The organism is Type-E symbiont of Plautia stali, from assembly GCF_059731115.1.
On the sequence record NZ_AP035906.1, the window covers coordinates 33400 to 51125 of the forward strand.

Annotated in this window: 17 protein-coding genes; 13 read left to right on the top strand and 4 right to left on the bottom strand. The window is 54.9% G+C overall.

Annotated elements, in window-relative coordinates:
* Nucleotides 1-14: 14 nt before the first annotated feature.
* The 12 genes from gyrB (at nucleotide 15) to AC6I8L_RS00220 (ending at nucleotide 14388) form a co-directional block, all read left to right on the top strand.
* Entirely contained in the window at nucleotides 15-2423 is a 2409-nt protein-coding gene (gene gyrB / locus AC6I8L_RS00165; RefSeq protein ID WP_034830003.1) for a DNA topoisomerase (ATP-hydrolyzing) subunit B, read from the top strand.
* 199 nt (nucleotides 2424-2622) lie between these two features.
* Nucleotides 2623-3819 (top strand): PfkB family carbohydrate kinase, encoded by a 1197-nt coding sequence (locus AC6I8L_RS00170; RefSeq protein ID WP_058961704.1) that lies wholly within the window; start codon nucleotides 2623-2625, stop codon nucleotides 3817-3819.
* A gap of 44 nt (nucleotides 3820-3863) precedes the next feature.
* Nucleotides 3864-4787 (top strand): dihydrodipicolinate synthase family protein, encoded by a 924-nt coding sequence (locus AC6I8L_RS00175; protein ID WP_058961705.1) that lies wholly within the window; start codon nucleotides 3864-3866, stop codon nucleotides 4785-4787.
* A gap of 72 nt (nucleotides 4788-4859) precedes the next feature.
* Nucleotides 4860-5354: a NanQ anomerase/TabA/YiaL family protein gene (locus tag AC6I8L_RS00180; protein WP_058961706.1), complete on the top strand. Its 495-nt coding sequence runs from the start codon at nucleotides 4860-4862 to the stop codon at nucleotides 5352-5354.
* On the top strand, nucleotides 5351-6640 hold the full coding sequence (locus tag AC6I8L_RS00185; protein WP_058961707.1) for an MFS transporter: 1290 nt from the start codon (nucleotides 5351-5353) through the stop codon (nucleotides 6638-6640). Before AC6I8L_RS00180 ends, AC6I8L_RS00185 begins: the two co-directional genes overlap by 4 nt.
* A gap of 88 nt (nucleotides 6641-6728) precedes the next feature.
* A complete protein-coding gene (gene yidA, locus AC6I8L_RS00190) occupies nucleotides 6729-7538 on the top strand; it encodes a sugar-phosphatase (protein WP_034830000.1) in 810 nt (269 codons plus the stop codon).
* Between the two features lie 453 nt (nucleotides 7539-7991).
* Nucleotides 7992-8690 carry a FadR/GntR family transcriptional regulator gene (locus tag AC6I8L_RS00195; RefSeq protein ID WP_034829999.1) on the top strand — a complete coding sequence of 233 codons (699 nt, stop codon included), beginning with the start codon at nucleotides 7992-7994 and terminating at the stop codon, nucleotides 8688-8690.
* Complete coding sequence (locus tag AC6I8L_RS00200) at nucleotides 8687-9562, top strand: 2-dehydro-3-deoxygalactonokinase (protein WP_058961708.1); 876 nt, start codon at nucleotides 8687-8689, stop codon at nucleotides 9560-9562. Before AC6I8L_RS00195 ends, AC6I8L_RS00200 begins: the two co-directional genes overlap by 4 nt.
* Nucleotides 9546-10163, top strand: a complete 618-nt coding sequence (locus tag AC6I8L_RS00205; RefSeq protein WP_034829997.1) for a 2-dehydro-3-deoxy-6-phosphogalactonate aldolase — start codon at nucleotides 9546-9548, stop codon at nucleotides 10161-10163. The genes AC6I8L_RS00200 and AC6I8L_RS00205 overlap by 17 nt, the downstream gene beginning before the upstream one ends.
* Entirely contained in the window at nucleotides 10160-11308 is a 1149-nt protein-coding gene (dgoD, locus tag AC6I8L_RS00210) for a galactonate dehydratase (protein WP_034829995.1), read from the top strand. The genes AC6I8L_RS00205 and dgoD overlap by 4 nt, the downstream gene beginning before the upstream one ends.
* Before the next feature lie 297 nt (nucleotides 11309-11605).
* Nucleotides 11606-12898 carry an MFS transporter gene (locus AC6I8L_RS00215; RefSeq protein WP_058961709.1) on the top strand — a complete coding sequence of 431 codons (1293 nt, stop codon included), beginning with the start codon at nucleotides 11606-11608 and terminating at the stop codon, nucleotides 12896-12898.
* A 227-nt stretch (nucleotides 12899-13125) separates the two neighbouring features.
* Complete coding sequence (locus tag AC6I8L_RS00220) at nucleotides 13126-14388, top strand: YidR family protein (protein ID WP_058961710.1); 1263 nt, start codon at nucleotides 13126-13128, stop codon at nucleotides 14386-14388.
* On the opposite strand, the gene AC6I8L_RS00225 is transcribed toward AC6I8L_RS00220, so the two are convergent.
* Nucleotides 14366-14713 carry a YceK/YidQ family lipoprotein gene (locus tag AC6I8L_RS00225; protein WP_034829992.1) on the bottom strand — a complete coding sequence of 116 codons (348 nt, stop codon included), beginning with the start codon at nucleotides 14711-14713 and terminating at the stop codon, nucleotides 14366-14368. The two genes, AC6I8L_RS00220 and AC6I8L_RS00225, sit on opposite strands and share 23 nt — an antisense overlap.
* A 277-nt stretch (nucleotides 14714-14990) precedes the next feature.
* On the opposite strand from AC6I8L_RS00225, the gene ibpA reads away from it, so the two are divergent.
* Nucleotides 14991-15407, top strand: coding sequence for a small heat shock chaperone IbpA (ibpA, locus tag AC6I8L_RS00230; RefSeq protein WP_034830093.1), 417 nt, complete (start codon nucleotides 14991-14993; stop codon nucleotides 15405-15407).
* Between the two features lie 56 nt (nucleotides 15408-15463).
* Here ibpA and AC6I8L_RS00235 read toward each other — a convergent pair whose 3' ends face one another.
* The 3 genes from AC6I8L_RS00235 to AC6I8L_RS00245 are packed head-to-tail and all read right to left on the bottom strand — an operon-like array spanning nucleotide 15464 to nucleotide 17721.
* Nucleotides 15464-16369, bottom strand: a complete 906-nt coding sequence (locus tag AC6I8L_RS00235; protein ID WP_058961711.1) for an EamA family transporter — start codon at nucleotides 16367-16369, stop codon at nucleotides 15464-15466.
* Between the two features lie 23 nt (nucleotides 16370-16392).
* Complete coding sequence (locus AC6I8L_RS00240; protein WP_034829989.1) at nucleotides 16393-16893, bottom strand: YbaK/EbsC family protein; 501 nt, start codon at nucleotides 16891-16893, stop codon at nucleotides 16393-16395.
* 27 nt (nucleotides 16894-16920) lie between these two features.
* Entirely contained in the window at nucleotides 16921-17721 is an 801-nt protein-coding gene (locus tag AC6I8L_RS00245) for a 2OG-Fe(II)-dependent halogenase WelO5 family protein (protein ID WP_097118435.1), read from the bottom strand.
* Nucleotides 17722-17726: the final 5 nt, after the last annotated feature.

The window sequence follows — 17726 nt, forward strand, 5'->3', positions numbered from 1 at the left end:
AGCGAGAAACGTTGATGTCGAATTCTTATGACTCCTCAAGTATCAAAGTCCTTAAAGGGCTTGATGCGGTACGCAAACGCCCGGGTATGTATATCGGTGATACCGATGACGGCACCGGTCTGCATCACATGGTATTCGAGGTCGTGGATAACGCAATCGACGAAGCGCTCGCGGGTCACTGTAGTGACATCGTCGTCACCATCCATGCGGACAATTCTGTGTCTGTTCAGGATGATGGCCGTGGTATTCCGACCGGCATTCACCCGGAAGAGGGTGTGTCTGCGGCAGAAGTGATCATGACCGTGCTGCACGCCGGCGGTAAATTCGACGATAACTCGTATAAAGTGTCCGGTGGTCTGCACGGCGTGGGCGTGTCAGTGGTTAACGCCCTGTCGCAGAAACTGGAACTGACCATTCGCCGCGAAGGTAAAGTGCATCAGCAGATTTATCAGCACGGTGTGCCGCAGGCACCGCTGGCGGTATCCGGTGATACTGAAACCACCGGTACACGCGTCCGTTTCTGGCCGAGCTACGAAACCTTCACCAATGTGGTGGAGTTCGAGTATGACATTTTGGCGAAACGCCTGCGTGAACTCTCCTTCCTGAACTCGGGTGTTTCAATCCGTCTGGAAGACAAGCGTGACGGCAAGAGTGACCACTTCCACTACGAAGGCGGCATCAAGGCGTTTGTTGAGTACCTCAACAAGAACAAAACCCCGATTCACCCAACCGTGTTCTATTTCTCTAACGAGAAAGACGGTATTGGTGTGGAAGTCGCGCTGCAGTGGAACGATGGTTTCCAGGAAAACATCTACTGCTTCACCAACAACATTCCACAGCGCGATGGCGGTACGCACCTTGCGGGCTTCCGTGCGGCAATGACGCGTACGCTGAACGCTTATATGGACAAAGAAGGCTACAGCAAAAAAGCCAAAGTCAGCGCCACCGGTGATGATGCGCGTGAAGGCCTGATTGCTGTGGTCTCGGTGAAAGTGCCGGATCCAAAGTTCTCCTCACAGACCAAAGACAAACTGGTCTCTTCTGAGGTGAAATCCGCGGTTGAGCAGCAGATGAACGAACTGCTGAGCGAATACCTGCTGGAAAACCCGTCAGACGCGAAAATCGTGGTTGGCAAAATTATCGATGCCGCGCGTGCACGTGAAGCGGCGCGCCGCGCCCGTGAAATGACCCGTCGTAAAGGCGCGCTGGACTTGGCTGGTCTGCCGGGCAAGCTGGCTGATTGCCAGGAACGTGACCCTGCGCTGTCTGAAATTTACCTTGTGGAAGGGGACTCAGCGGGCGGCTCTGCCAAGCAGGGACGTAACCGTAAGAACCAGGCGATCCTGCCGCTGAAAGGTAAAATCCTCAACGTGGAGAAAGCGCGTTTCGACAAGATGCTCTCCTCTCAGGAAGTGGCGACGCTGATCACCGCACTCGGCTGTGGTATCGGACGCGACGAATACAACCCGGACAAACTGCGTTATCACAGCATCATCATCATGACCGATGCCGACGTCGATGGCTCGCACATCCGTACGCTGCTGTTGACCTTCTTCTATCGTCAGATGCCGGAAATCGTCGAGCGTGGTCATGTGTATATTGCTCAGCCGCCACTGTACAAAGTAAAGAAAGGCAAGCAGGAACAATACATTAAAGATGACGAAGCGATGGATCAGTACCAGATCGCTATCGCACTGGATGGCGCAACACTGCACACCAACGCCAGCGCACCGGCGCTCGGCGGCCAGCCGCTGGAAAATCTTGTGGGTGATTTCAACAGCACCCAGCGCATGATCAAGCGTATGGAACGTCGCTTCCCAACGGCAATGCTGCGTGGCCTGATCTACCATCCGACCCTCAGCGATCTCAGCAATGAAGCCGCAGTTAAAGGCTGGATTGAAGGTTTAGTCGCATACCTGAGCGAGCGCGAAGCGCACGGCAGCAGCTATATGGCGCACGTACGCACCAACAGCGAACTGAACGTGTTCGAACCGGTATTACGTGTGCGTACGCACGGCGTTGATACCGACTATCCGATGGACAGCGAATTCATTGATGGACCGGAATACCGTAAAATCTGTGGTCTGGGCGAGCAGCTGCGTGGCCTGATTGAAGAAGATGCGTTTATCGAACGTGGCGATCGCCGTCAGCCAGTGACCAGCTTCGAGCAGGCAATTGAGTGGCTGGTGAAAGAGTCGCGCCGTGGTCTGTCAGTCCAGCGCTATAAAGGTCTGGGCGAGATGAACCCAGAGCAGCTGTGGGAAACTACCATGGATCCAGACAGCCGCCGCATGCTGCGCGTCACCATCAAAGACGCCATCGCGGCTGACCAGCTGTTCACCACGCTGATGGGCGATGCGGTTGAACCGCGCCGCGCCTTCATCGAAGAGAACGCGCTGAAAGCTGCTAACATCGATATCTGATTTGTCACATCAACCCTTCCCTATCGGGAAGGGTTTTTTATTCCCCCTATTTTGTTATCCGCCTGACAATCTTCTTTTTCCTTGAAAAACATCTGCATTCGCTTTTGTTTGCTTCCGTTTTTTCCCGAGTGCTGAGATCCGCATCACTTTCATAAACAGTCGTCTCCCTTACGCTTGCGAGCGAAACGGAGGGAAACGCATGTTTTTGGAAGAACGACGTAGCCAGATTTTGCAATGGCTGGATGAGCACGAACGGGTCACGGTTAATGGATTGGCAAGCCAGTTAGGCGTGACACGAGAAACCATTCGTACTGATCTCAGTGCACTGGCACAGCAGGGCTTAGTGCAGCGCTGCTATGGTGGAGCGATTGCGTTACGCCGCAATTTGCAGGAAAAGCTCATCAGCGAAAGCGGCAACTTTGAGGTGTTGCTACAACGCCTGCAGTCACGTAAAGGCCAGATAAAGTCATCCGGTAAGCAGGGGAAAGTCTGCATTCTTGGTGCTTTTAACGTCGATATCGTGGCGAAAGTGGCGCAGTTTCCGCAAAGTGGCGAATCACTGATGGCGTTAGGCAGCACGCTGGGGCCTGGCGGTAAAGGCGCCAATCAGGCGATGGCCGCTAGCTGTGCGGGTACGCGCGTCCATTTTGTGGCCAAAGTCGGTACCGATCAATTCAGCCAGTTTGCGTTCGATCATCTCTCCGCTTCCGACATTCACTCCTTTCGTCTCTATCAGACCGATACCGAACCCACGGGCAGCGCCATCATTTATGTCTCGCAAGAAAATGGCGAGAACATGATTGCCATCTATTCGGGTGCCAACAAAACCATTACCGACGAAGAGATTGCTGAACTCACGCATGAATTAACCGATGCGGATGTGATGCTACTGCAGTTGGAAAACAACTTTGAAGCTACCCGCAGCGCCATCCGTCTCGCACACACCATGGGCGTGCGCGTCATTATGAACCCTGCGCCATTTTCCCCTGACGTGGTGAGCTGCCTGCCGATGATTGATGTACTCACGCCGAATGAAACCGAAGCTTCGCGTCTGTCTGGCATTGAAATCCATGATGTCGCCAGCGCACGCGCGGCTGCTCAGGCCATTGTCGCACTGGGCGCGCGGAGGGTGATCATCACCATGGGATCGCGCGGTGCACTGCTGTTTGATAACCAACAATTTCACCATATTCCGGCATTTCCTGCGCTCAGCGTGGATACCACGGGCGCGGGCGATGCCTTCAACGGCGCGTTGGTGGCGGCACTCGCTCAGGGCCAAAGCTTGCTGCAAGCGGCGACCTGGGCCTCTGCTTTTGCTTCGCTCGCTGTTGAACGAGAAGGGGCAAGCAACATGCCCGATCGTCAGCAGGTGCTGACCCGACTTCAACAACGATAAACCAGATAACTAATCACAGCGGCCTTTCGCTGTCAGGAGAGATGATGAAAAAGATTGAAGGCATTGTACCGGTTATGCTGACCCCGTTTACCCCAGATAACCAGATTGATTATCCCGGCCTGGAAAAGCTAATTAGCTGGTACTTAAAAGAGGGCGTGGATGCGCTATTCGCGGTGTGCCAGTCGAGTGAGATGCAGTATCTCAGCCTTGAGGAGCGAGTAGAACTGGCTCGCTTTGTGGTACAGAAAGTAGAAGGCCGCGTGCCCGTTATCGCCTCAGGCCATGTCAGTGATGATCTGGCAGAGCAAACTAAAGAGCTGCAGGCTATGGCCAATACCGGGATTGATGCTTTGGTCCTGGTGACCAACCACCTCGATCCTCAAAATCAGGGCAGCGAAGCATTCTATACCCATCTCAATCATCTGTTGGAATCGTTACCCGCAGACATGCCATTGGGGCTTTATGAGTGCCCGGCGCCATATCGTCGACTGTTGAGTGATGAAGAGTTCAGTTTCTGCGCCAATAGTGGCCGTTTTGTGGTGCTGAAAGATGTGAGCTGCGATCTGCCAACTGTTGAGCGCCGCGTCAAACTGGCTCAGGGCACGCCACTGGCCATTATCAATGCGAATGCCGCGATTGCCTGGCCGGCGATGCAAGCGGGATCCAAAGGTTTCAGCGGTGTGTTCACCAACTTCCATCCGGGCTTATATCACTGGCTTTATCACCATGGCGCACAGCAGCCGGAAAAAGCCCATGAACTGTCGCTGTTCCTGTCGCTGAGCGCTGTGACTGAAACGCTCGGCTATCCAAAAAACGCCAAGATTTATCACCAGCGACTGGGCACGTTTGCCAGTGAGCACTGCCGGGTGAACAAAGACAACGTGCTGGAAAAATTCTGGGGATTGAGCGTGCTGCTCGATCAAATCCGTGATGGCAGTGCGTTGTGGCAGCCACGTGTAGCCAAATAACACCTCTCAGGGAGGATATTTATCCTCCCGCTGTACCTGAACCCTCTAACGATAACGACACGGGAAGACATCATGATTGTATGCGATCGACTGGACTGGACGCGCGAGCGCCACGCTTTTCATCCCATAGTTGACCAGGCTATTCGCTGGATTGCGGATACCGATTTCAGCCAGCTGGAAGCAGGGAAATACGATTTACTGCCCAACAACCAGATGTTCTGTCTGGTGCAGGAAATGGAGACCGAGCCGGCGAGTGCGCGCCGTGCGGAGTCGCACTTTAACTATGTTGATATTCAATATTTACTGGAAGGACGTGAAAATATCGGCGTGGCGCGTGCGCATCCGCAGCATGTCATTACTGAAGATTTGCGCAATGAACGAGATGTGGTGTTTTATCAGGACACCATCAATGAATCGATGATTACCTTAACGCCTGGCCAATTCGCGCTGTTTTTCCCGCACGATGTGCATCGCCCATGCTGTGCCGCGCCCGAAGTACAGCGCATTCGCAAAGCAGTGATTAAAATCCATCTCGACCTGTTTACTGCACCGCAGGAGGCGTCATGAAACCTTCTGCGCATACCTTATCTGATGCGACCATTACCCAGCCGACAACCATAGGTAAACTGCGCTGGGGCATCGTCCTCCTTCTGTTGTTGGCAGCGGTGGTTAACTATCTTGATCGCGCCAACCTGAGCATTGCCAACACCACCATTGCCGCTGAATTTGGTTTCTCTCAAACGGAAATGGGCTTGTTACTTTCCGCGTTCCTCTGGCCTTATGCGCTGGCGAATTTACCCGCTGGCTGGCTGGTGGATAAGTTTGGCCCGAAGAAAATGTTTTCATGGGCGCTTGGCTTATGGTCCACGTTTACTGTGCTGGCGGCGTTTGTGAACAGCTACAGCTTCTTCTATGGCTTACGCATGATGTTAGGGATCGCCGAATCGCCGTTTTTCACTTCGGGCATTAAGATCACCCATCGCTGGTTTGGTGATAACGAGCGAGGCTTACCCACGGCGATCATCAATACCGGTTCGCAAATCGCAAATGCGATTGCCCCTCCGATTCTGACCGTACTGTTGCTGACATTCGGCTGGCGCGGCATGTTTGTCGCCATTGGCTTAATGGGGATCCCATTACTGCTGGCGTGGTGGAAGTTTTATCGTGATCCAGAAGCGCGTGAAGATGCTTTGCTGCATGCCGGGCAGCGCAGTGTCGCTGCACCAGAAGAGAAGGCACAAGCCAGTTGGGGCGCACTGTTCCGCCATAGCACCACCTGGTTTATGGTGATCGGCAACTTCTCCATCATGTTCACCATTTGGGTTTATCTGACCTGGCTACCAGGCTATCTGGAGAAATCCCTGGGTTTCAGTCTTAAAGCCACTGGTTGGATCGCCTCTATTCCATTCTTCGCCGGCATTTTAGGCGTGCTGGTGGGCGGTATGCTGTCCGATCGATTAGTGCGTCGCGGTGTGCGGGCCATCACCGCGCGTAAAGTTCCTATTGTGACTGGCGCAGCATTGGCCGCCTGCTTCGTGGCACCGATCCCCTTCGTGGATAGTACGCCGCTGGCAATCGGCCTGCTGGCCATGGGCTACTTCTGTTCGCAGATGCCACAAGGGGCACTTTGGACGCTGGCCAGTGATATTGCACCAAAATCTCAGGTTGCCTCATTGGGTGCGATTCAGAACTTTGGTGGCTTCCTCGGCGCAGCAATGGCACCCATTGTCACGGGCATCATCCTGGATACTACCGGCAAATTTACCAACGTGTTCTTGCTGGGAGCGGGCTTGCTGATGCTGGGTGCGCTGAGCTATGGCTTGTTTGTCCGCAAGCCGCTGACCGCAAAATAGCCTGAAGTGCCGTCCGTTGCCGATTAACTGTTCAATGTGAGCTGAATCGCGCTAGCATTAAACAAACTCTGACTTAACCGAGGATGTTATGGCGATAAAATTGATTGCGATCGATATGGACGGCACGCTGCTCAACCCGCAGCACGAAGTGACGGCGGCGGTGAAATCGGCGATTGGTCGTGCGCGTGATAAAGGCGTTTCCATTGTGCTGGCGACTGGTCGTCCGTTGGTCGGCATTGAGCGCTATCTGATGGAACTCGATATGCAGCAGCCCGGCCAGTATTGCATCAGTAACAACGGTGCGCTGGTGCACAGCGCGGATAGCGGCGATGTGGTGGCAGAAAAAACGCTGAGCTTTGATGACTATCTTTATCTGGAACAGCTGGCGCGCGACCTCGGCGTGCATTTCCAGGCATTCGACAAATCTTTCCTCTACACGCCAAACAAAGACATCAGCGAATACACCATCCATGAAGCCAGCCTGACCGGCATTCCGGTTCGCTATCGCGCGGTAGAAGAGATGGACCCGGCCACTCGCTTCCCGAAACTGATGATGATCGACAAGCCACATTTGCTGGATAAAGCGATTGCTGGCCTGCCTGCGCGGGCGCGTGACAGCTATACCATCCTGAAAAGTGCGCCGTACTACCTCGAAATTCTCAATCCACTGGTCAACAAAGGCTACGGCGTGAAAATGCTGGCGGACAAACTCGGCCTGCAACAGTCGGAAGTCATGGCAATTGGCGATCAGGAAAACGACCTGGCGATGATTGAGTACGCGGGAACCGGCGTGGCGATGGGTAATGCCATTGATTCAGTCAAAAACATTGCGCAGTTCGTGACCAAAACCAATATGGAAGATGGCGTCGCGCATGCCATTGAAGAGCTGGTGCTGTAATCCTTTCTTTTGCGGGCAGCGTGCTGCTGTCCGCCTCTCTGAATTCATTCTGCAAATGCCCATCGGTCGCCATCAATGCCGACACGACGAATGATCGTTACGGTTTCCGTGAAGCAGCTATTCATACTTCATAAATGATGAACCCGCGAACGATCAGTCCCGTTTCCACCCGGTGCGCATTGCTTCACCATGAATGATCACCCAACGAGCGAGCTTCTAAGTTTCTGCCTGGGGCACACTGATCCGTCATAAATGATGCCCCAACTCACACTCAGCTCGATTTAATCGGGTGCACATTTATGCGTCGATAAATTGTCTGTTATGTGATCCATATTGTAGTACAACTTTCCTAGTTGGTACTACAATCTGCGTCATGACGTGAGGTGTCTGTTAGTTTTCACGCGTCGAAAGCAGTAATCTGATGGGCTACCGTCTTTCACTGAATGGAACATCATGACGCAAGAACAATTAAGCAAAACCGAGCGCATCATCCTGACGCTGGGTGAAGAAATTGTAGCAGGGAAGTATGTGCCGGGCGCCGCGTTGCCAGCCGAAGCCGAGTTGTGTGAACGGTTTGGCACCTCGCGAAACATCATCCGCGAAGTATTTCGCTCGCTGATGGCGAAGCGGTTGATGGAGATGAAGCGTTACCGTGGCGCCTTTGTCACCCCGCGCAATCAGTGGAATTACCTCGACAGCGATGTCCTGCAATGGGCACTGGCGCACGACCAGGATCCCAGGCTGATTGCCGCCATGAGTGAAGTGCGCGTGCTGGTGGAGCCGCAGATTGCGCGCTGGTCGGCGGAACGCGCGACCTCCAACGATTTGGCGGCGATTGAGCAGGCTTATAACGACATGGTTGCCCATCATCTCGATCGGGAAGCATTCAATGAGGCGGATATCCGCTACCACGAAGCGGTGCTGGCTTCGGTGCACAATCCGGTATTGCAGCAGCTTAATGTGGCGATCAGCCAGTTACAGAAAGCGGTGTTTGCGAAAACCTACATGGCGGATTCCGGCAACATGCCGCGCACCTTAGCCGAACACAAGGCGCTGTTTGATGCCATCCGACATCAGGATGGTGATGCGGCGGAGCAGGCGGCAAAAGCGATGATCGCCAGCTCCACCGCCCGACTCAAGGAGATTATGTGACCAGCTATATCGCGATTGATTGGGGTTCAACCAATCTGCGTGCCTGGCATTATCAGCAGGGTAACTGCGTTGATGAGCGCCGGTCAGAAGCGGGCGTCACGCGTCTTGGCGGACGCACGCCTGCAGAGGTCTTTGCCAGTGTGACAGACGGTTGGCCAGTGAATGATGTGCCGGTGGTGATGGCGGGCATGGTCGGTAGCAATGCAGGCTGGCTTACGGTGCCTTATCTGGCCTGTCCTGTGGCGTTGGATCAACTCAGCAGCCGCCTGACCCGCGTTGAAGATAAAGCGTGGATCGTGCCGGGATTGAGCGTCGAACGTGCTGACAACTACAACGTGATGCGCGGTGAAGAGACACAGTTGCTAGGTGCCTTCGCGCTGCAACCCGCTATGCAGTATGTGATGCCTGGCACGCATGCCAAATGGGTGCAGGTGGAGCAGCAGCGTGTACAGGACTTTCGCACGGTGATGACGGGTGAACTGCATCATCTGCTGCTGAAACAGTCGCTAATCGGTGCGGGTTTACCCGAACAGGAAGAGAATGCCGCCGCTTTCCGTGAGGGCTTAGCGGTCGGCAGCCACGACGCATCGATCCTTTCCAGGCTGTTCGAAGTGCGTGCTTCTCATGTATTGGGCGCACGCGATCGCCGCCATATCAGCGATTTCCTATCCGGCCTGCTGATTGGTCATGAAGTGGCGCTGATGACGGAACACGCGGATCGCCGCCAACCGATCATCATTATTGCTGGAAATGCGCTGGCGCAGCGTTATCAGCAGGCGCTGCAATTTATCGGCATGGATTCAGTCACCCTGGAAGGCGACCGCGCGTTCCAGCATGGAATAAGGAGTATTGCAGATGACCTGGCACACTAAATTGCCATTGATCGCCATCCTGCGTGGCATCACGCCAGACGAGGCTGAAGCGCACGTGGGTGCCCTAATCGAAGCGGGTTTCGATGCCATTGAGATCCCGCTGAATTCCCCGGAATGGGCCAAAAGCATCGGCGCGATGGTGCAGACTTTCGGCGATAAAGCGCTGATCGGTGCGGGCACCGTGTTGCATCCGGCGCAGGTCGATGAACTGGCCACGCTTAACAGCAAGCTGGTGGTGACGCCGAATACCGATGCGGCAGTCATCCGTCAGGCCGTGGCGAAAGGGATGATTGTTGCAGCGGGTTGCGCCACCGCCACCGAAGCCTTCACCGCACTGCAAGCGGGCGCCCAGGCGCTGAAAATCTTCCCATCGTCGGCGTTTGGTCCGGGCTACATCAAGGCCTTGAAAGCGGTGCTGCCGCCGGAAGTGCCGGTGTTTGCGGTGGGCGGCGTGACGCCGGAAAACCTGCATGAATTTATGGCCGCAGGCTGCATTGGCGCAGGTTTGGGCAGCGATCTCTATCGCGCTGGCCAGCCGCTGTCGCGCACTGTGGAGAAAGCTCGCGCATTTATTGCTGCTTATAAGGATGCTGTACGATGAAAATTACCAAACTGACCACTTATCGCCTGCCGCCGCGCTGGATGTTCCTGAAAATCGAAACCGACGAAGGCATCGTTGGCTGGGGCGAACCGGTGATTGAAGGGCGCGCGCGCAGCGTCGAAGCGGCTGTGCATGAGCTGTCGGAATATCTGATTGGTCAGGACCCGGCACGCATCAACGATTTGTGGCAGGTGATGTATCGCGGTGGATTCTATCGCGGTGGTCCGATTTTGATGAGCGCCATCGCCGGTATCGATCAGGCATTGTGGGATATCAAAGGCAAAGCGCTGGGCGTGCCGGTGTATCAGCTGCTTGGTGGTCTGGTGCGTGACAGCATCAAGGCTTACAGCTGGGTGGGGGGCGATCGTCCGGAAGAAGTGGTCGACGGCATCAAGAAACTGCGCAAGATTGGCTTCGACACCTTCAAGCTGAATGGATGCGAAGAGATGGGCATTATCGACAACTCGCGCAAAGTGGATGCAGCGGTGAATACCGTGGCACAGATTCGTGAAGCCTTTGGCAAAGAGATTGAGTTCGGCCTCGATTTCCACGGCCGCGTCAGTGCGCCAATGGCGAAAGTGCTGATCAAAGAGCTGGAGCCGTATCGTCCGCTGTTCATTGAAGAGCCGGTGCTGGCGGAGCAGGCAGAATACTATCCGCGTCTGGCGGCGCAAACTCATATTCCGATTGCGGCAGGCGAACGTATGTTCTCGCGCTTCGAGTTCAAACGCGTGCTGGAAGCGGGTGGCCTGGCGATTCTGCAACCGGATCTGTCGCATGCGGGCGGTATCACCGAGTGCTACAAAATTGCCGCGATGGCAGAGTCTTACGATGTAGCGCTGGCACCACACTGTCCGCTCGGCCCAATCGCGCTGGCTGCCTGCCTGCATGTCGATTTCGTTTCACGCAACGCGGTGTTCCAGGAGCAGAGCATGGGCATTCACTATAATCAGGGTGCTGAACTGCTGGATTACGTTATCAATAAAGATGATTTCAAAATGGATGATGGTCACTTCTATCCACTGAATAAACCGGGTCTCGGCGTGGAAATTAACGAAGAGCTGGTGATTGAAAGAAGTAAGAATGCACCAGACTGGCGTAATCCATTATGGCGTTTCCCAGACGGAACGGTCGCTGAGTGGTAATACTCGTCATAATTTAAGCGACAGATGCGTTGGCTGTGCTTACTCACCTTAAGTAAGCTCTTGGGAGTGTATTCCCATGCCACCATTCTGCACGTCGAATTATTTAGGGTATAAGAATTTATAAAATCTTTTAGATAAAGATATGCCGGTGAAATAAGGCATAGGGCCTCGCTCAGCCTTTTTCCCGGCAAATGACATTTACCGCCTGTGCGGTTTTACCTTCACTATCCTTACCCTGCATTTGTAGCGGCGGGCATCTTCGCGCCTGAACTACAAATATGATTACGGAGACACACCATGGATCTCTCTGCTGTTCAGGCCAAACCCACCCGGCGTCGTTATATTACGCTGCTGATGATCTTTATTACGGTAGTGATTTGCTATGTCGACCGCGCTAATTTAGCGGTGGCCTCTGCGCATATTCAGGAAGAGTTCGGCATCAGTAAAGCGGAGATGGGATATGTCTTCTCTGCCTTTGCCTGGTTATATACGCTGTGCCAGATCCCCGGCGGCTGGTTCCTCGATCGCGTCGGTTCCCGCCTGACCTATTTTATTGCCATCTTCGGCTGGTCGGTCGCCACGTTATTCCAGGGTTTTGCCAGCGGATTATTATCGCTGATTGGCTTGCGTGCGATTACCGGTATTTTCGAAGCACCCGCGTTCCCGACCAACAATCGCTTGGTCACCAGCTGGTTCCCCGAGCAGGAGCGCGCCTCCGCTGTCGGCTTTTATACCTCCGGTCAGTTTGTCGGTCTCGCTTTTCTCACACCGTTGCTGATCTGGATTCAGGAACTGCTGAGCTGGCACTGGGTGTTCATCATCACAGGCGGCATCGGCATCATCTGGTCGCTGGTGTGGATCAAGTTTTATCAAGCCCCAAGCCAGAGCAAAGGCATCAACCAGGCGGAGCTGGACTATATCCGCGAAGGTGGCGCGATGGTGGAGGGTGATGCACCTGCCGCGAAAAAAACGCGCACCAAACTCACCGCAGCCGACTGGAAACTGGTGTTCCATCGCAAGCTGTGTGGTGTGTATCTTGGCCAGTTCGCGGTGACATCTACGCTGTGGTTCTTCCTGACCTGGTTCCCGAACTATCTGACGCAGGAAAAACACATCTCTGCGCTGACAGCAGGCTTTATGACCACCGTGCCGTTCCTCGCTGCCTTCTTTGGTGTGATTCTTTCTGGCATCGTGGCCGATCGTCTGGTGCGCAGCGGGCGTTCACTTGGTTTTGCGCGTAAAACGCCGATTATCTGTGGATTGCTGATCTCTACCTGCATCATGGGTGCCAACTACACCAACGATCCGGTGTGGATTATGACGCTGATGGCCATCGCGTTCTTCGGCAACGGCTTCGCCTCTATTACCTGGTCGCTGGTGTCGTCGCTGGCGCCGGTTCGCCTGATCGGTTTAACCGGTGGAATGTTTAACTTTATCGGTGGATTGGGCGGCATCACGGTGCCGCTGGTGGTGGGCTATCTGGCACAGGATTACGGCTTTGCCCCGGCGCTGGTGTATATCTCCGCCGTGGCATTGGTTGGTGCGCTCTCCTATATCCTGCTGGTCGGGGATGTGAAGCGGGTTGGGTGATCGATAACGCGCGATAAATGGCGCCGCTACAACGCCCTGCGATGCGTAGCGGCGCCATTCATTGCGCGATCTGTTCATGATTTATCGCGCAATCGATCACTCATTCCTGACGTGATCGATTCGTATTGAATTGCGCCAACTGTTCGCAAATTATTGCGCTGTGACTGCTGCACCTCACCCCATAATCGCGTACTTTGTTCGGCAACTGTTGGATGTAAGGTTGCCTCATGTCAGAAAAACAACTCACCTTTGCACAGCGTCATCATCAGCTCACCAATATCAACGTCTGGACCGCAGACAGCCAGTGGCTGGCGTTTGATGTTCGTCCGTCGGGCGCGTCCTTTACCAGTCTGACCATCGAACGCGTCAACGTCGCGAGCGGTGCGGTCGAGGTGCTGTATCAGGCACGCGACGGTGCGCATGTCGGCGTGGTGACCGTCAGCCCGGATCTGCCGTCGCGCTATGTATGTATCCATGGCCCGGAGCATCCCGATGCACACTGGCATTACGATTTCCATCATCGTCGCGGCGTCATTGTGCAGCAGGGCAATGCGGAAAATCTCGATGCCTGTGACATTACCGCACCTTATACGCCCGGCGCATTGCGCGGCGGCTCGCATGTGCATGTATTTAGTCCAGACGGATCGCGCCTCAGCTATACCTATAACGACCATGTGATGCATGAAAAAGATGCGCGTGAGGATCTGCGTAATGTCGGTGTAGCCGTACCGCTGCATCCGGTGTGTCCACCGAAACAGCATCCCCGTGAATACGATGGCAGCCATTACTGCGTGCTGGTGAGCCAAACCACGCGCGATCCCCAGCCGGGCAGCGATCAGATTGACCGCGCTTATGAAGAGGGCTGGATTGGCGAGCGCGGATATCAAAAACCAGATGGCAGCTGGCAGCGCTGGGCGCTGGCGTTTATCGGTGATACGCGTGCTGCCAACGGCGATAAAGTGCCGGAAGTGTTTGTGGTGGATTTGCCCGAGGCGCTGAGTGATTACGCCAAACCCGGTGCATCACCGTTACAGGGCACGGCGGATAAACTGCCTGCACCGCCTGCCGGTGTGCAGCAGCGCCGCATCACGCACAGTAAAGGGTTAGCATTGCAGCCACGTCACTGGCTGCGCGCGTCACCGGACGGCAGCACCATCGCCTTCCTGATGGCGGATGAGCAGGGCGTTGTACAGCTGTGGCGTGTGTCGCCTAACGGTGGTTCACCGCGTCAAATCACGCGGCTCAGCAGCACTATTCAGTCGGCATTCAGCTGGCAGCCGTCAGGCGAGGCGATCGCCTTTATTTGCGATAACAGCGTGATGCGCTGTGATGTGGCGACCGGGCACTGCACGCGCTTAACCAAACGCAGCGAGCAGCCGCCTTCCGGTGATGCGGTAGTGTGGTCACCGGACGGCAAACAGATCGCTTATATGCGGGAAATTGAGGGCTGGCGCCAGCTGTTCTGCGTCAGTGCGACGTCGATGGCATAGCGGCGGCAGTCGCCAGGCTGGCGTCAGTGCCAGCCAATTTTTCGCTTTGCAGCACACGGTCATGCGCCGAATCTTTGTCAGTGCGGAAGTAATCCCACGGCAACAGAATCGTATCCAGTACGGCGGAGAAGGGCAGATCGATCACCGCCAGCGGCTTTATCGCCCAGCTGGTATTGTCATCGGCAATCATATCTGCGCTGGCGCGAGTGCCGGGATAATAACCCTGGCTGGCGCCAGTGTGAGACATGACGCTGGAGCAACCCGAAGTAGTCAAAACGCCGCAGACCAGCAGGCCGGTGAGCGGAAAGCTTTTCATCATTTTCATTTCATCATCCCTACAGCCATCACTTCTGGCTGGAGTGTGTCTCCTGCTGCAGCAAAGCTCTGTGGCGATGTCATGCAATGCAGGCGAAGAATTTCTGAGTGTATGCTATTTCGTCAAAATTGCTGTAAAAAAATACGCATTGCCCTTGAAAGCGATCAAAGCGCACCCATTTTTACTTCACGGTCGCGTTGCTGTTGCCGACAGGGACAGCAGCGGGCCGCACAACCTGTCCATGGTGGAAGGTTGCCAAAACTTGCTGATTTTCAGGAGTCTTTTTATGCGTAACTTTGATCTCACTCCGCTTTATCGTTCTGCTATTGGTTTCGACCGTCTGTTTAGTCTGCTTGAGTCCAATCAGAACCAGGCCAATGGTGGCTATCCTCCGTACAACGTTGAGCTGGTGGATGAAAACCACTATCGCATCACCATTGCCGTTGCGGGCTTTGCCCAGAGCGAGTTAGATATTACCTCACACGACAATGTGCTGATTATTCGCGGTGCGCACCCCGAAGAGCAACCGGAGCGCAAATACCTGTATCAGGGTATCGCTGAACGTAACTTTGAGCGCAAATTCCAGCTGGCCGATCACATCGTGGTGCGCGATGCGCGTCTCGAACTGGGCCTGCTGAGCATCGATCTGGAACGCATCGTTCCTGAAGAGGCGAAACCGCGCCGCATTGAAATCCTTAACTAAGGATATTGTGTTGAGAAGAAAACGCCGCAGAAATGCGGCGTTTTTGTTTCTGCGAATCAGGTGCGCACCCATAATCGCTGACTCACCATCCCGCCGAACACGTTCACCAGCAGGCCGAGAATAATCACTGACGCACCGAGAACTTCCTGCGCTGACAGGGTTTCGTCGAGTACCAGCGCAGCGCTAAGAATGCCCACCACGGGCACCAGCAGTGACAGCGGCGCCACGCGCCAGGTCTCATAGCGACCGAGCAAATTGCCCCAGATCGCGTAGCCGACAATAGTGGCAATAAACGCGAGGTAAATCAGCGCCAGTACCGTCTGCAACGAGATATTCAGCAGGCTGGTGACGATCGCTGCCTCGCCATCGAACCACCATGAGCAGGCGAAAAAGGGCACTACCGGCACCAGCGCACTCCACACCACCAGCGACATCACCGGCACCTTACGATTACGCAAAATGATCTTGTTGGTGATATTGCCCAGTCCCCATGACAGCGCCGCCGCTAGCGTCAGCATCATGGTAGTGAGCGTAATCCCGGCGGTGGTTTGGCCTTCCATGCCGGCGGTTGCCAGCATAAACATGCCGAGCGTGGCCACCAAAATCCCGACGATGTGATTCCAGCGCAGTTTCTCCGCCAGTAACAAAGCACCGAGCAGCAGCGTAAAGAACGCCTGTGCCTGTAACACCAGTGAGGCCAGTCCCGCAGGCATGCCGAGTTTGATCGCCAGAAACAGGAAAGCGAACTGACCAAAGCTGATAGTCATGCCGTACACGATCAGCCAGCGCAAAGGGATCTGCGGCCGCTTCACAAAGAAGATCGCCGGGAACGCCACCAGTGCAAAACGCAATCCCGCCAGCAGAAACGGCGGCATATCGTGCAGACCCAGTTTGATCACCACAAAATTCACGCCCCACGCCACCACTACGCACAGGGCTAACATCATATCTTTTACTGACATACTCGTTCCTTACTACGGCCGTTTCAGGCAGTCGCCGTCATCGGAGTGGCAATGTCTGCACAACAGTCATCGCCGATAACTCGAAAAAAATCATCCACATTCAGCGCCATGGAACGCTCCAGCGCGCCGGCGTTAAACCACAGCGTGCCGACATCACGCAGGCGCGCATCGACGCGTAGCGCCAGTCGGTCATCAAAACTAAAGGGCGGCACCGCGCCCATCACACACTGCGTCAGTTCCTGTGCTTTCTCTGGCGCGGCAAAGCTCGACTTCTTGCCACCAATGGCGCGTGCGGCACTTTTGAAGTTGATCTTGCAGTCGCCCGGCACTATCGCCAGCAGGTAACGCGCATCGGCACCGTCAGGCATCGTCACTTCCAGCACCATCGCTTTGGCCGCCTGATTGAGATCGTTGCCGCGAATGCCGCTGATCACATCGGTCTGACCGATGGCCTCATGCTCCACCACGCGATAGTCCGCGTGGTGTTGATCCAGCAGGGTGGTGATTTTTTCATAGGTATTCATCTTCATCTCCTCGTCGAAGGCCCGGTATTAACTCCAGGCAATGGCGTGCTTCATTTTTTTGTCGGTCAGGCCAAAGAAAAAGCCCATGGTGATGCGCGTGTCGCCTTCCACGCGATCAATCTCGTGATAAAACGCAGGATTAAACAGATAGATGTCGCCGCTGCGTGGGGAGAACTCACACGCCTCGCTTTGCTCAATCACGCCAGTCTGATAGCCGAGTTCACCCGGCGTTTTGAAGCGCTCATCCACCGGATGCCACTTCTTGTTGAATATCCGCAGTTCCCCGCCCGCGTGACACTCCTGCAAACAGACCACACAGCTCAGTTGATGCAGGATGTGGGTGACGGCCAAACCACTGCCCGCGGCATCGCGTACGATGTTGTCGTTATGCAGTGGATTGGCGACGCCATTGGCATGAAAGCGCACAATCGAACCCGCGTAATCGCCCAACTCCGGCTCGCGGGCAGTGTGCAGACTCTCCAGACGCAATGAGTGCTTAACCCAGTTGTAAACCTGATCGCGCAGGCAGTGCAGTGATGCTGGCAGTGCAGGCTGGATGTCGCGCAACTCGGTGAAGTAATTTTCGGGTGCGCGAGTGTGTTTAGCCAGATAGGGGCCGAGCGTGGTCAGTGCGCCATTTGGATAGCGCGAGACGCGCACCTGATCGCGGCACTGTTGCAGATCGTCCACCACCGCTTCGCGCACTTCAGGCGTCAGGAAATTGCGCAGCACCAACAGCGGCACGCGCGCGGTCACGATGTCATCCAGCCAGGTGCTTTCGACGAACATTTTTGGATGGATAACGCGTATCTGATTGAAAATGGCCATGCTGA

Excerpts from the sequence above, each read along its gene's own strand:
- AC6I8L_RS00195 (WP_034829999.1), top strand. The coding sequence starts at position 7,992 with ATGACGCAAGAACAATTAAGCAAAACCGAGCGCATCATCCTGACGCTG.
- gyrB (WP_034830003.1), top strand. The coding sequence starts at position 15 with ATGTCGAATTCTTATGACTCCTCAAGTATCAAAGTCCTTAAAGGGCTT.
- AC6I8L_RS00220 (WP_058961710.1), top strand. The coding sequence starts at position 13,126 with ATGTCAGAAAAACAACTCACCTTTGCACAGCGTCATCATCAGCTCACC.
- ibpA (WP_034830093.1), top strand. The coding sequence starts at position 14,991 with ATGCGTAACTTTGATCTCACTCCGCTTTATCGTTCTGCTATTGGTTTC.
- AC6I8L_RS00215 (WP_058961709.1), top strand. The coding sequence starts at position 11,606 with ATGGATCTCTCTGCTGTTCAGGCCAAACCCACCCGGCGTCGTTATATT.
- AC6I8L_RS00245 (WP_097118435.1), bottom strand. The coding sequence starts at position 17,721 with ATGGCCATTTTCAATCAGATACGCGTTATCCATCCAAAAATGTTCGTC.
- AC6I8L_RS00205 (WP_034829997.1), top strand. The coding sequence starts at position 9,546 with ATGACCTGGCACACTAAATTGCCATTGATCGCCATCCTGCGTGGCATC.
- AC6I8L_RS00185 (WP_058961707.1), top strand. The coding sequence starts at position 5,351 with ATGAAACCTTCTGCGCATACCTTATCTGATGCGACCATTACCCAGCCG.
- AC6I8L_RS00170 (WP_058961704.1), top strand. The coding sequence starts at position 2,623 with ATGTTTTTGGAAGAACGACGTAGCCAGATTTTGCAATGGCTGGATGAG.
- AC6I8L_RS00180 (WP_058961706.1), top strand. The coding sequence starts at position 4,860 with ATGATTGTATGCGATCGACTGGACTGGACGCGCGAGCGCCACGCTTTT.
- AC6I8L_RS00225 (WP_034829992.1), bottom strand. The coding sequence starts at position 14,713 with ATGAAAATGATGAAAAGCTTTCCGCTCACCGGCCTGCTGGTCTGCGGC.
- AC6I8L_RS00240 (WP_034829989.1), bottom strand. The coding sequence starts at position 16,893 with ATGAATACCTATGAAAAAATCACCACCCTGCTGGATCAACACCACGCG.
- AC6I8L_RS00235 (WP_058961711.1), bottom strand. The coding sequence starts at position 16,369 with ATGTCAGTAAAAGATATGATGTTAGCCCTGTGCGTAGTGGTGGCGTGG.
- AC6I8L_RS00175 (WP_058961705.1), top strand. The coding sequence starts at position 3,864 with ATGAAAAAGATTGAAGGCATTGTACCGGTTATGCTGACCCCGTTTACC.
- yidA (WP_034830000.1), top strand. The coding sequence starts at position 6,729 with ATGGCGATAAAATTGATTGCGATCGATATGGACGGCACGCTGCTCAAC.
- dgoD (WP_034829995.1), top strand. The coding sequence starts at position 10,160 with ATGAAAATTACCAAACTGACCACTTATCGCCTGCCGCCGCGCTGGATG.